Source organism: Streptomyces sp. SDT5-1, assembly GCF_052245995.1.
Taxonomy (GTDB): Bacteria; Actinomycetota; Actinomycetes; order Streptomycetales; family Streptomycetaceae; genus Streptomyces.
Map to the genome: position 1 here is coordinate 302,688 of NZ_CM125963.1, position 13,161 is coordinate 315,848.

10 protein-coding genes are annotated in these 13,161 nt (G+C 71.7%); all 10 read right to left on the reverse strand.

The window, feature by feature from the left end; all coding sequences use genetic code 11:
• Position 1 precedes the first annotated feature (1 nt).
• Genes ACTWJ8_RS01400 through ACTWJ8_RS01445 form a run of 10 tightly spaced genes read right to left on the reverse strand, consistent with a single transcriptional unit; the run spans position 2 to position 13,151 of the window.
• Positions 2–1,285 carry a DUF4910 domain-containing protein gene (locus ACTWJ8_RS01400; RefSeq protein ID WP_443262461.1) on the reverse strand — a complete coding sequence of 428 codons (1,284 nt, stop codon included), beginning with the start codon at positions 1,283–1,285 and terminating at the stop codon, positions 2–4.
• Positions 1,273–2,298, reverse strand: coding sequence for an NAD-dependent epimerase/dehydratase family protein (locus ACTWJ8_RS01405; protein ID WP_443262463.1), 1,026 nt, complete (start codon positions 2,296–2,298; stop codon positions 1,273–1,275). The genes ACTWJ8_RS01400 and ACTWJ8_RS01405 overlap by 13 nt, the downstream gene beginning before the upstream one ends.
• Positions 2,299–2,301: 3 nt before the next feature.
• Positions 2,302–2,979 carry a PIG-L deacetylase family protein gene (locus tag ACTWJ8_RS01410; RefSeq protein WP_443262464.1) on the reverse strand — a complete coding sequence of 226 codons (678 nt, stop codon included), beginning with the start codon at positions 2,977–2,979 and terminating at the stop codon, positions 2,302–2,304.
• Complete coding sequence (locus ACTWJ8_RS01415; protein WP_356382042.1) at positions 2,976–3,770, reverse strand: glucose-1-phosphate cytidylyltransferase; 795 nt, start codon at positions 3,768–3,770, stop codon at positions 2,976–2,978. The genes ACTWJ8_RS01410 and ACTWJ8_RS01415 overlap by 4 nt, the downstream gene beginning before the upstream one ends.
• Positions 3,767–5,017, reverse strand: coding sequence for a class I SAM-dependent methyltransferase (locus ACTWJ8_RS01420; RefSeq protein WP_356382039.1), 1,251 nt, complete (start codon positions 5,015–5,017; stop codon positions 3,767–3,769). Before ACTWJ8_RS01420 ends, ACTWJ8_RS01415 begins: the two co-directional genes overlap by 4 nt.
• On the reverse strand, positions 5,014–6,240 hold the full coding sequence (locus tag ACTWJ8_RS01425; protein WP_356382036.1) for a glycosyltransferase family 4 protein: 1,227 nt from the start codon (positions 6,238–6,240) through the stop codon (positions 5,014–5,016). The genes ACTWJ8_RS01420 and ACTWJ8_RS01425 overlap by 4 nt, the downstream gene beginning before the upstream one ends.
• Before the next feature lie 2 nt (positions 6,241–6,242).
• Positions 6,243–7,484 (reverse strand): O-antigen ligase domain-containing protein, encoded by a 1,242-nt coding sequence (locus ACTWJ8_RS01430; RefSeq protein ID WP_443262465.1) that lies wholly within the window; start codon positions 7,482–7,484, stop codon positions 6,243–6,245.
• A 1-nt stretch (position 7,485) separates the two neighbouring features.
• A complete protein-coding gene (locus tag ACTWJ8_RS01435; RefSeq protein WP_443262466.1) occupies positions 7,486–9,021 on the reverse strand; it encodes a right-handed parallel beta-helix repeat-containing protein in 1,536 nt (511 codons plus the stop codon).
• 15 nt (positions 9,022–9,036) lie between these two features.
• Complete coding sequence (locus ACTWJ8_RS01440; RefSeq protein ID WP_443262467.1) at positions 9,037–10,974, reverse strand: alginate lyase family protein; 1,938 nt, start codon at positions 10,972–10,974, stop codon at positions 9,037–9,039.
• Positions 10,971–13,151 (reverse strand): bi-domain-containing oxidoreductase, encoded by a 2,181-nt coding sequence (locus tag ACTWJ8_RS01445; RefSeq protein WP_443262468.1) that lies wholly within the window; start codon positions 13,149–13,151, stop codon positions 10,971–10,973. Before ACTWJ8_RS01445 ends, ACTWJ8_RS01440 begins: the two co-directional genes overlap by 4 nt.
• Positions 13,152–13,161 lie beyond the last annotated feature (10 nt).

Sequence of the window (13,161 nt, forward strand, 5' to 3'; positions counted from 1 at the left end):
GTCACGCCTTGATCAGCCCGGCGCCGCCGAGGGCGTCGGCCGCCGTGGCGACGGTGTCGAAGGGCAGCCCGGAGCGTTCGGCGATGTCCAGGAGGCTGTGGTCGCCGTCGGACAGGTTGAGCACCCAGAGCATCGCCATCTGGGCCTGTTTGGTGTCGCTGCGCCCGCCGAGCGCGTCGTACAGTCCGCGCCGCCCCAACTGCGGTTCCCCGTAAGGACTCTGGTTGACGTAGCGCCGGTTGCGGTCCAGGACGGCGAACGCCTCGCGGCACACGGAGAGGGTGTCCGCCATCGCCTCCGGGGAGACGAAGTCCAGGTCGTCCGCCGAGGTGTGGTACTCGGGGTATCCGGCGTACGGGGTGCGGGTGAGCGAGCCGACGCCGAGGTCGAATCCGGGCGAGCAGTACTGCCGCTCGTCGTACCCGTAGGGCGTGAACTCCGTGATGCGGTGCGGGCGTTCGGACGCGGTCAGCACGTGCCGGAGCACGCGGTCGATCTCGGCGTCGCCGCGCCTGCTCCGCTTGTACGTGAGGTCGCCCCGGTCGCCCGCGCAGGCGAGGACGAGCCCGTGCTTGACGCGGTCCACGCGGTCCTTGTTGCGGGCGAGCCAGGTGATCGCCCCGATGGTGCCGGGGGCGAACACGAACCGGTACGTGTAGTACGGGTCGCGCTCGGCCAGCTCCTTGGCGAGGAACGTGGCGACCGCGATGCCCGCCAGGTTGTCGTTGGCGAGCGACGGGTGGCAGACGTGGCAGGAGACGAGCACCTCGTCGGGCACCTGGCCGGGGACGACGTGCTCGGCGTAGGTGAGGTGCCCGTCCTCCAGGGTGGAGTCGACGCACACCTCGTACTCGCCGTCCGGCAGCGCGTCCAGCGTGTCCTGGGCGAGGCAGAAGCCCCACTCCGACTTGTAGTAGCTGGTGCGGTACGGCACCAGGGACGGCTGGTCGGGCAGCGTGTGCAGGTGCTCGCGCAGCTCGGCGAGCGGCATCCGCTTCGCGACGGGGACGCTGTAGCCGAGCACGTGCAGGCTGGACGCGGCGAAGTCGACGACCCGGTTGCCCGCGCTGTCGGCGACGTACGCGTCCCTGATGTTCCACTCCTGCGGCACCGTCCAGTCCAGAACCTGGGTGCCGGTCGGTACCTCGTGCACGTGGAGCGGGATGTGTTCACCGACGAGGGCCAGGGTGGCGCGCACGCCGTCGCCCGTGATGCTCCGGCAGAGCGGGTACATCCGCTCCACCAGGGCGTGCATCTCCGCTCCGAGCGCGGTCACGGGCGCCACCGCAGGGTGTCGTCGACGGCGCCGGCCGCGGACGCCGAGCGGAGCACGGCGAGGCGGGTGAAGCGGTTGTCGAAGGCGTCCTTGGTGAGGTCGAACTTCCGGTAGGCGTCGGCGAGTTCGAGGGCGCCGCGCTTGACGGTCCACTCGCAGTCGAATCCGGGTATCGCCTCGCGGAAGCGGGAGAAGTCGACCCGGTAGGAGCGCGGGTCGGCGCCGGACTCGCCGGTGATGTTGACCTTGGCGCCGGTCACCGCCTCGGCGACCTGCTCGGCGATCTCGGCGACGGTGACGTTGTTGATCTCGCTGCCGATGTTGAACGCCCGGTCGTGGACGGCCTCGCGCGGCGCGGTGAGCGCGGCGGTGAAGGCGCGGGCGATGTCGGCGGCGTGCACGAGCGGGCGCCAGGGTGTGCCGTCGGAGAGGACGAGGACCTCGCCCGACAGCAGTGCGTGGCCGACCAGGTTGTTGAGGACGATGTCGGCGCGCAGCCGCGGCGAGTAGCCGAAGGCGGTGGCGTTGCGCATGTAGACGGGCGTGAAGTCGTCGTCGGCGAGGGCGTGCAGGTCGTCCTCGACGCGCACCTTGGACTCCGCGTACGGGGTCACGGGGCGCAGCGGGGCGTCCTCGCCGACGAGTTCGTCGCCGCCCGCCGCGCCGTACACGGAGCAGGTGGAGGCGTAGAGGAAGCGCTTGACGCCGGCCTCGCGGGCGAGTCTCGCGAGGTGTACGGAGGCGTGGTGGTTGATGTCGTAGGTGAGTTCGGGCGCCAGCGAGCCGAGGGGGTCGTTGGAGAGCGCGGCGAGGTGGATGACGGCGTCGACGCCGGCCACGTGGTCGGCGGTCACGTCGCGCAGGTCGACGCGGTGCCCCTGCGGGTCGTCGGGTGTCGGGCCGAGGACGCAGTCGGCGAACAGGCCGGAGTCGAGGCCGACGACGTCGTGTCCTGCGGCCTTCAGGACCGGGGCCATGACGGTGCCCAGGTAGCCCTGGTGTCCGGTCAGCAGTACGCGCAAGGTTCAGTCCCCCAGAGTGGGGGCGCCCGAGGTGCGGGCGCCCAGGTCGAGCGTGAGTTTGGTGACGGCGAACGCCTCGGCGTAGCGCTCGTGGCATTCGATGCCCCGGATCCGGGCGAGGCCGAGGAAGGCCTCGCGGTCGTACCAGGGGCGGTGCCGCTGCGAGGCGTAGTGCTCCTGCAGCAGCCGTACCTTTTCCTCGGCGATGTCGTCGGTGAGCGGCTGGTACGCCGTCATCCGGCCGAGGTCGCCGTCCCATTTGACGATCTCGTAGCCGAGCACGAGGTGGTCGCGGAACGCGGTGGGGATCAGCCGGGCGAGCCCCCGGTGGTCCTGGTGCGCGTCGTCGGTGCGCGGGGCGATGACGAGGTCGGGGTCGCCCTGCGCGCGCAGTTCCTCGACGGCCGACTTGGCCTCCTCCCAGTGCGCGGGCAGCCGTCCGTCGGGCAGCTTGTGCACGGTGAGGCGGAGGTCGGCGCCGGGGCAGAAGGCGGCGAGCGCGGCGTGTTCCTCCTGCTCGCGCTCGGTGCCGCCGCCGGAGAGCACGAGTGCGTCGACACGCAGTCCGGGGCGGGCCCGGCACAGCGAGAGCAGCGTGCCGCCGGCGCCGATGGCGATGTCGTCGCAGTGCGCGCCGACGGCGACGATCCGGTCCGGGCCGCCGGTGGAGAGCCGGATCACGCGCCCACCCCCGCGGCGTCGCGCTCCCACACGGCCCAGGGGCGCTCGCCGCGCGCGTACCCGGCGTCGAGCGCGGCGCGCTCCTTGACGGTGTCGGTCGGCTTCCAGAAACCGCGGTGCTGGTGAGCGACGAGGCGACCCTCCTTGGCGAGCCCGGCGCAGCCGTCGGCGACCAGGTCCCCGTTCTCGGGGATGTGGTCGAAGACCTCCTGGCGGAGCACGAAGTAGCCGCCGTTCTCCCACAGCGGCATGTCGCTGACGGCGGTGATGCCGCCGACGAGGCCGTCCTCGCCGAGGTCCACGCAGTGGAACGAGGACTGCGGCGGCACGACCATCATCGACGCTCCGGCGTCGCGCGCGGCGAACCGGTCGACCATCTCGTCGAGCGGGGCGTCGGTGAGGACGTCGGCGTAGTTGGCGAGGAACATCTCGTCGCCGTCGAGGTGGTGGCGCACCCGGCGCAGCCGCTCGCCGATCGGGGACTCGATGCCGGTCTGCGCGAAGGTGATCGTCCAGTCGGCTATGTCGTTGGACAGCAGTTCGGCGCGGCCGTTGCGGAGCACGAAGTCGTTCGACGTCGTCTCTTCGTAGTTCAGGAAGAAGTTCTTGATGTGGTGCGCGCCGTAGCCGAGGCACAGGATGAACTCCTTGTGCCCGTAGTGCGCGTAGTAGCGCATGACGTGCCAGATCAGCGGGCGGGGGCCGACCATCGCCATGGGCTTGGGCACGTCGTCGGTGGCGCCGCTGCGCATGCGCATCCCGTAACCGCCGCAGAACAGGACGACCTTCATGCTGTTGCCTCCTTCGTGGGCGCCTCGACGATGCTCAGTTCCGGGATCGGGAAGACGAGCCGGCCGCCCCACTCGTGGACGTAGGACAGCTGCTCGACGAGCTCGGCGCGCAGGTTCCACGGGAGGACGAGGACGTAGTCCGGCCGGTCGGCGGCGATCTGCTCGGGGTCCAGGATCGGGATCCGGGTGCCGGGCGTGAACCGGCCGTGCTTGTAGGGGTTGCGGTCGACGGTGTAGGCGAGCAGGTCGGGGCGGATGCCGCAGTGGTTGAGCAGCGTGTTGCCCTTGCCGGGGGCGCCGTAGCCGACGACCGTCTTCCCTTCCTCGGCCGCCGTGATGAGGAACTTCAGGAGGTCGCGGCGGACCTTTGCGACGCGGGCGGAGAACTCGGTGTACCCGGACAGCTCCTGGAGCCCCGCCGCCTTCTCGCGGGCCAGTACGTCGACGACCCGCTGGGACGGCTCCCCCGCCACCTCCTGGGGGCGCGCCCACAGCCGGATGGAGCCGCCGTGGGTGGGCAGCAGCTCGACGTCGACGAGCGCGAGCCCGCCGCTGGCGAGCGCCCGGATCGCGGAGGCGACCGTGTAGTACTGGAAGTGCTCGTGGTAGATCGTGTCGTACTGGTTGTCCTCGATCAGGGTCAGCAGGTGCTGCACCTCGATGGAGACCCAGCCGTCGTCGGCGACCAGGGCTCGCAGGCCCTGCGTGAAGCCGACGACGTCGGGGATGTGCGCGTACACGTTGTTGGCGGCGACGAGGTTCGCCGGGCCGTGCTCGGCGCGGACCTTCGCGCCCGTCTCGGGCGAGAGGAACGCGGTGAGCGTGGGCACACCCTTCTCGCGGGCCGCCGCGCCGACGTTGACCGACGGCTCGATGCCCAGGCAGCGGATCCCCCGGTCCACCACGTGCTGGAGCAGATAGCCGTCGTTGCTGGCGACCTCGACCACGAAGGCGTCGGCGCCGAGACCGGCCCGCTCCACCGCGTCGGCGACGTAGGTACGCGCGTGCTCCACCCAGGACGTCGAGAACGAGGAGAAGTACGCGTACTCCTGGAACGTCTCCTCGGGTGTGATCAGCGGCGGGATCTGCGCCAGCCAGCACTCCGTGCACACCCGCAGGTGGAGCGGGTACGCGGGCTCCGGGGCGTCCAGCTGGTCCGCCGCGAGGAAGCTCTCGCACGGCGGCGTCGCCCCCAGGTCGACGACGCTCGCGAGCGTCGTCGATCCGCAGAGTCGGCATGCGGTCATTTACTGCCCCCCATTGGTTCGTCCCCCATTGATGTCGACCGGCCCGCGATCGCGGAGCGGTACTCCTCTTCCAGGCGCGCGAGCCCGACGGCCGGGCTGAAGCCCTGCTCGTAGCGGTGGCGGGCCGCGCGGCCCATGTCCCGGTTGCCCGCGGCGTCGGCCGTGATCCGGCGCAGGCACGAGGCGAGCGAGGTGCGCTCCCCCGGCCGGTGCAGCAGGCCCGTCACCCCGTCGTCGACGATCTCGACGAAGGCACCGTGCCCGGCGGCGACGGCCGGCACGCCCGCCGCCATCGCCTCGGCGACGACCAGGCCGAACGTCTCCGGCGCCAGCGAAGGCGCGACCACGGCGACGGACCGGGCGACGGCCTTGCGGACCTCGTCCGGGTCGAGCAGCCCGACGTAGCGCACGTCGTCCCTGCCCTCCGCCCAGGCGCGCACCTCGGCCTCCAGCGGGCCCGAGCCCGCGAGCACCAGTGGCACGCCGACCCCGCCCTCCGCCGCGATCATGTCCCAGGCCGCGGTGAGCACCCGTACGCCCTTGGCCTCGGCGAGGCGGCCGAGGAACAGCAGGTGTTCGCCGTCGCCCTCCCTTCGGACTCCCGGGTCGGGCACGAAGTTGTGCTTCACCGTGAGGAGATCCGCCGGCATGCCTGCGCGCACCAGGACGTCGCGCTGCGCTCCGGAGATGCAGAAGAAGCGCTCGACGTCCGACCACCAACGGCGCCTGTTGACGGACAGGTTGACGGCGAGCGGCACCGTCGCGAGCCGGGAGTTCCGGTAGCAGCCGTGGCGGACGGCGGGCAGCGGCACCTTCGTGCCGACGCAGTCCGTGCACAGCCGTCCGTCCCGCTGCAACGTGCCGGGCGGGCACACCTGGTAGTAGTTGTGCAGCGTCGTGACGACGGGCACGCCGACGTCCGCGCAGGCCGCGAGGACCGCGGGAGAGAGCAGCGGGAACACGTTGTGGACGTGCACCACGTCGGGGCGCTCGGCCCGCAGCCGGGCTGCCAACTCCTTGCGGACCGCCGGGTTCCACGGCACGAGCAGCGGCACCGCGACCTTGCCGAGCAGCGAGCGGCCCGCGATGTCGTCGCTGCGCCGCTCGAACAGGTCGACGCGGTGGCCCGCCGCGCGCAGCAGCGCGACCTCCTCGGCGACGACCCGGTTCTCGCCACTGGGTTGTCCCGACGAGTAGTGGTTGTGCACCACGAGTACGTGCATGGTCAGCTCACCTCCCGTTCCCGGGCCCAGCGCGGGAGACGTCGTCGGGGCTCTGTGGGGGCGGGGATCGGCGCGGTCTCGGCGGGCGCCGCGAGGAGCGTCGCCGCGAGCGCGAGGTGCAGCAGGTACGGCGAGGCGTCGCCCAGGCCCGCCTCGGTGTACGACGAGAGCACGACGTAGCTGATCAGGAAGATCGCGCAGGCCCTCGGCAGCGACGGCGGCCGCAGGAGTGCGACGCCGCCGAGGACGAGGAGGAGAGCCGCGACGACGGTGACGCCGATCAGGCCCTGCTCGTTGTAGACGGCCAGCCAGCTGTTGTCGATGGGCAGTCCGCCGAACGACTTGTCGCCGAGCCCGGTGCCGAAGAACTGCTCGGCTGTGGTGCGGGGCGCCGCGAGGAGGGCGTCCCAGACCTTGGCGCGGCCGGTGAGGCTGGTGAAGTACTCCTTGTTCTGGCCGCGCAGGAACCACGCCTGGACCGCGCCCGCGAAGCCGACCGCCGCCACCGCCACGACGAGCACCGACCAGCCGAAGAAGCGGCGGGCGGACGCGCTGGTCAGGAGCAGCGAGCAGATGGCGAGCGCGAGTCCGGCGAGCAGGCCGACGGTCGCGGTGCGGGTGTGGGTGAGCGCGAGCAGCACGAGGGAGGGCACGATGACGACGACCGCGCTCGTCCGGTCGATCCGGCGGCCCACCACGAGAAGCACGGTGAGCCCGATGATGACCGCCGTGTACTGGCCGATCTGCGGCGGCGTGAGCGGCCACAGCGCGCCGACGAGCCGGCCGCCGTACAGCTCGGGCATCGCGGCGCCCGGGGAGATCGCGAGGCCCGCGACGACCGTCAGGAGCACGCCCGAGTACATCCGGATGTGGTAGCGGACGAAGGTGAGGCTGCCGTCCCACCAGCAGCTGACCAGCCACAGGGTGCCGACGAAGAGGGCGAGGCGGCCGCAGCGGAACAGGCCGCCGGGGCCCACGCCCAGGCTGGAGATCACGCTGGGCACCAGCAGCATCGTCAGCAGGAACACGAAGGCGCTGGGTCGGATGCGCAGCCGCGGGTTGAGCACGAGCGCCAGCGTGAACGCGGCGACCAGCGAGCCCATCGTGACGAGCTGGATGACGGAGCGGGGCAGCGGGAAGACGGTCTTCGCGCCGGCCGAGCCCATCGTGTTGATGCACAGCAGGAGCCAGACGATGCCGACGGCCTTCGGCGGGCGGGCGGTGTCGAGGGTCATGTCGGCCATGTCAGCCACCGGCCTTCCGGCCGAAGGTGCTGCCGGCGTCCTGCTTGTACGGCGCGTCCTGCCAGTCCTCGCGGTCGACGACCTTGCTCTGGTCCTCGACGACGAACTTCCACGAGCCGCGATACACGTTGTCGCGCCACCGGTTGTGCTGCTTGAGCGCGATGGCCTTGCCGACCTTGGTGCCCTTGTACGGGGACCAGTCCGGGTAGGTGCCGTACAGGGACAGGACGCCCATGCGGTCGCACTTCTCGGTGCACTTGACGACGGATTTGTCCAGGACGAAGCGGTTGTCGTGGATGTCGACGCGCTGGGTCTTCCAGCGGCAGTCGTCGTACAGCGGCGGTTTGGCGATCCCCGGTCGGGCGCACTTCTTGAGGTCCTTGACCAGGAGCGTGCACTCACCGGTGGAGGTGTTGGCCGGGCTGTTGCAGTACCGGTTGGAGTTCTCCCACAGTGTGATGCCGTTCCAGTTGTTCTCCAGCAGGTTGCGGTAGATGTCGAGCTTGTCGGTGCGGGCCTTGACGCGGGGTTCGCCGCCGGCCTCGGAGACGTAGATCGTCCCGTAGGGGAAGCTGTCGCCGCGCTCGGCCGAGCGGCGGCTGCCGACCCAGTTGTTGTTCCGCATGGTGTTGTTGCGGACGATCGCGTTGTAGCTGGTCTCGTACATGAGGGCGGCGCCGTCGTTGGCCTCGATCAGGTTGTTCTCGATGAGGAAGTCGTTGTTGTTGTTGTCGGCCCACAGTCCGGCGCCGCGGTTGTCGTGGATCCAGTTGCCGCGGATGTCCGCGCCGTCGACGGCCCAGAACTTCATGCCGCCGGTGCAGCCGCAGCCGGGCTGCTTCTTCTCCCAGTCGTCGGTGTTGTTGCCGACGACCTCGTTGCCCTCGACGACGAGGCCGCGCGCGGTGTCGCCGTCCTTGTAGCCGTTGACCCCGTACTGGCCGTTGTCGCGCAGGCAGTTGGCGCGGATCCGCTGGTGGGCGCCGGTCATCATGGCGGCGCCCTTGTTGCGCTGGATCGTGGAGTTCTCGATGATCCAGCGGTCTGCCGAACCGTGGTTGACGACGCCCTCGTTCTGCGGCGGGACGAAGCGCTCCACGGTCAGGTGGCGGATCTCGACGTCACTGGCCTGGCCGCCGAACGCGTACTGGTTGACCTTGCGGCCGTCCAGGACGGCGCCGGGCGCCCCGATGTAGATGTCGCCCTTCTTGGGGATGACCTGGGCGTAGCGCGCGGCCTTGAGCCGGTGCTTGCCGGGGCGCAGCCAGAAGGTGGTGCCCGCCGGGTGGCTCTTGGTCTTCGCGGCCAGATCGTTGACCTTCTTGGGGTCGACCGTGACCGCGCCCTTGGGCGCCTTGGTCGGGCCGCCGGACGGCTTGTCGCAGATCCGGGCGACGGCCGCCCGTGACCCCGACATGGACGGCGAGGCCGACGGCTTGGCCCCGGCGTCCGACGTGCCCGTGCAGCCGGTCGCCGCCAGCAGGACCAGCGCCAGCGGTGCCGCGGGCCACGCCCAGTGCCGCCACTTCATACCCACGTGTCCCTTCCCTCCCTAGCCCCGGAACCTGAGCTGGGTGGTGTACCGCGTCGCGCCGTCGGTGGTTCCTGTGCCGATGAGCGTGGTGGCGGGTTCCTTGCGGCCGAATCCGGCGGAGTACCAGCCGAGCGGTGGCTCGCTCTCGCCGCGGTGCGCCGTCCACGACAGCGCGTCGGGCAGGGCGAGTTCGGCGGAGCGGTCCTCGCCGTCCCTGCTCCAGGTCAGCAGGGCGCGGTGGCCGGTCAGTTCGGCGGTGACCTCCGGTCCGATGTGGAAGGCGAGGCGTGCGTCGCGGGTCTGCCCGCGCACCTCGTCGGTGATCGTCAACTCGCCGGTGTCCGCGTCGAGTTCGACGCTGCGGCGGTGCGTGCTGGGCCGGTAGCCGTCGTGCTCGGCGGTCCAGCGGGCCGGGCCCGACTCCAGGACGCGGCTGCGGGCGTGCTGGAGCCACAGAAACGGTCCGCCGGATACGGACTGGTCGGCTCCGTCGAGCTCCAGGGTGTTGTGGCCGATGGTCGACCGGAAGTAGCGCCGCCATTCGGGCTGCCCGTGGTAGCAGTACGTCCCCGGGTCCGCGAGCACGTCGACGCCGTCGTGGCGGACCTCGACGGACAGCGCGTCGGCGTGGGCGTGCGCGGCGATCGACAGGAAGCCGTGCGGTCCTCCGTCGCAGCGGCACCAGATCTCCCCCGTCGCCGTCCGGGCGCGCAGGAGGGTCAGGCCGGCGTCCGCGAGGCGGTGCGGGCGGCCCGCCGGGCGGCGGACGTTCGGCGCGCCGGCGTCGATGAGCGAGGCCAGCAGCGGCGTGCGCACATCGGTGCCGGTGACGTCGGGCCACCAGTCGAGTCGGCCGAACACGGCGTCGCCGGTCGCCAGGAGCGAGCCCCAGCGGTCGGTGCCCGCCCCGTCGAGGACCAGGCCGTGCCCGTCGTCCGCGTCGCCCTGGCGCGGTGGCCGCAGGCGGGCGTCCACGACGGCGGCCAGCGCGTCCGTCATCCGCAGCAGCACGATCCGTACGGTCGCGGGGACCGGCACGTGCGCGGCGTCCGCCTCGGCGAGCGCGGCGAGGCCCAGCTCCAGGACGAGGCCGTGGTACTCGCTCGCCAGCTCGCGGTTGAGGCCGGAGTGGAAGGTGTTGCCGCGCAGGTGCCGGTCGAGGGACTTCAGGGCGCTGTCGCGCCACTGCTCCGACGTCGGGAACCAGGGAAAGGCGCAGGACGCCGCGAACTGTCCGGCGGCCTCGGCGATCACATGGTTGTTCGCGGAGGAGCCGCGGCTCGGGAACCCGGCGAGCCAGCGCTGGTGGTGCCAGATCTGCTGGACGGCCACCGGGTTGTCCTCGAACAGGTCGTGGACGCCGCGCCAGCCGTCGAGCAGCCGCCTGATCCACACCCAGGACAGCAGCCTGATGCCCAGCTCGATGCCGCTGATCCAGTGCACGCCGCGCAGCGGCGGGTTCGCCGCCCACCACGAGCGCAGGTGCTCGGCGACGCGCTCGGCGTACCGCTCGTCGCCGGTGAGCGCGTAGGCGGCGGCGATCCGCGTCAGGTACTGGTGCCGGGAGGGCTCCCAGATCTGCTTGATGTCGCCGACCGTCTCCTCGTCGCGGTACGGCACGCCGAACGCGTAGCCGAACGGCGCCCTGCGCCCGGTCTTCGGGTCGTACCACCAGTCGGGGTCGACGAGGTCGTCGCGGACCACGCCGAAGAACTCGGCGTGCCCGTGCATCAGCCGGTCGGCCTCGGCGACGAGGCGCTTCTCGGCGTCCGGGGGCACGGCGTCGAGCGCCCCCGCGGGCAGCACGGACGTGAACCGGGCCCCGGACACACTGGGGACGCTGGGGTGCGCGGTGCGCCAGCGGCGCCTGCGCACCGTGTCGCCCGCCCGGCCCACGACCTCCTGCGGCCCCATCCGGGAGAGGCGCCGCAGGTACCAGCCCGCGCTCATGGTCATCGCGGCCCCGCCAGGGTCACGGGGGCGCCGGACGCCAGACCTGTCTGCACGGCGAGGGTGGCCGCGGTGGTGGCGACGAGCGAGGACAGCGGGACCGGCATGGGCCCCCCGGTGCGCACGGCCCTGACGAACGAGGCCAGTTCGGCGTTCTGCCCCTTGTCGCGGGCCTTGGGGAGCCGGGAGCTGACCCAGCGCTTGCGGCCGTACACCGAGGCGCGCACGAAGTCGTCGAGGCGCAGCGCCCTGCCGTCGGCGACGAGGTCGAGCGTCTCCTTCGGGAAGGCGGCCGGGCCCGAGGTGACGTACGCGATGGTGGCGGTGGAGCCGTCGCCGTAGCGGAGCACGACCTGGAGGTCCTCGTTGCCTGCCGTGGCGGTCGCGTGCACGGAGACCGGGTCGGCGTCGAGGAGCCAGCTCGCGGTGTCGATGAAGTGGCCGCCCTCGCCCGCGAACCGGGAGCCCTCGGTGCCCTGCTGGAGGTACCAGCTGCCGTGGTCGAGGCGCCCCGCGTTGACGAGGTAGCGCAGGTGGGCCGGGCCGGTTCGGGTGCCGAAGCGCTGCTTGGCCTCGACCAGCAGCGGCGAGAACCGGCGGTTGAAGCCGACCTGGAGGCGGTCGTTGCCCGACTCCTCCACGGCGGCGAGCACGTCGGCCAGTTCGTCCTCGGTCAGCGCGAGCGGCTTCTCCACGAAGACGGTCTTGCCGGCGAGCAGCGCCTGCCGGGTGAGGGCGGCGTGCGAGCTGTGCCGGGTGACGACGAAGACGGCGTCGACGGACGGGTCGCCGAGGACGGCGTCGAGGTCGGTGGTGGCGGCGCCGAAGCCGAACTTGCGCTGGGCGTTGGCCGCGGACAGCGCGGTGGTGGTGACGACGGTGGACAGCTCGACGCCCTCGCGCTGTGCGAGGTGCGGCAGCAGCATCGACGACGCGTAGTTGCCCGCACCGATGAAGGCGAGGCGCACGGGCGTCCTGGCGGCGCGTGCCGTGCCCGACTTCGAAGGCCGGGCGGGTACGGCGGGCACGGCCACGGCAGGGGCCTCGGTCCCCGGCGTCTGCTCCGGGTAGCGGAACAGCGCGGTGACGGCCTTGAGTTCGCCGTCCTTGAGCCGCTGGTACGTCTCGACGGCGTCGTCGAAGTCGGCGACGTGCGTGATCAGCGGTTCCACGTCGACGCTGCCGCGGGCCATCAGGTCGAGGAAGCAGGCGAGGTTGCGGCGCTCGGTCCAGCGCACGTAGCCGATCGGGTAGTCGCGGCCCTCCAGCTCGTACTCCGGGTCGTAGCGTCCTGGCCCGTAGGAGCGGGAGAAGCGGACGTCGAGTTCCTTCTCGTAGTACGCATTCCAGGGCAGGTCGAGGCGGCACTTGCCGATGTCGACGACGCGGCCGCGGTCGCGGCACAGCTTGGCGGCCAGCTCGACGGGCCCGTTGCTTGAGCCGCCGGCCGCGAGATACACCTGGTCGACGCCGTGTCCGTCGGTGAGTTCGGCGACGGCGGTGGGCACGGCGGCGGACTCCGGGTCGCCGCAGGCGGCGGCGCCCTGCCGCTCGGCGAGTTCGCAGCGCGCCGGGTCGGGGTCGACGCCGACGACGCGCACGCCGGACGCGGCGAGCAGCTGCACCACGAGCTGGCCGATCAGGCCGAGGCCGATCACCAGCGCCGTCTCGCCGAGCTGCGGTTCGCCCTGGCGCACGCCCTGGAGGGCGATGGAGCCGACGGTGCCGAAGGCGGCGTGCCGGGGCTCGAGCCCTTCGGGCAGTCGGGCGTAGAGGTTCTTCGGCACCCAGTTGAGCTCGGCGTGCAGCGCGTGCTCGTTGCCCGCGCAGGCCACGAGGTCGCCGACCTTCACGTCGTCGACGCCCGCGCCGACCTGCTCGACGGTGCCGCACAGCGAGTAGCCGAGCGGCGTGTAGGAGTCGAGCTTGCCCATGACCTTGCGGTAGGTCGCGGGCACGCCGTTGGTGGCGACGCTCTGCATGACCTTGGCGACCTGGTCGGGGCGCGAGCGGGCCTTGCCGATCATCGACATGCCGGCCTCGGAGACCTTCATCATCTCGGTGCCGGTGGAGATCAGCGAATAGGCGGTGCGCACCAGCACGCCGCCGGGCTTGCACCCGGGCACGGGCACGTCGAGCACCGCGAGCTCGCCGCTCTTGTAGTTCTGCACAACTTGCTTCACTCGAACTCCT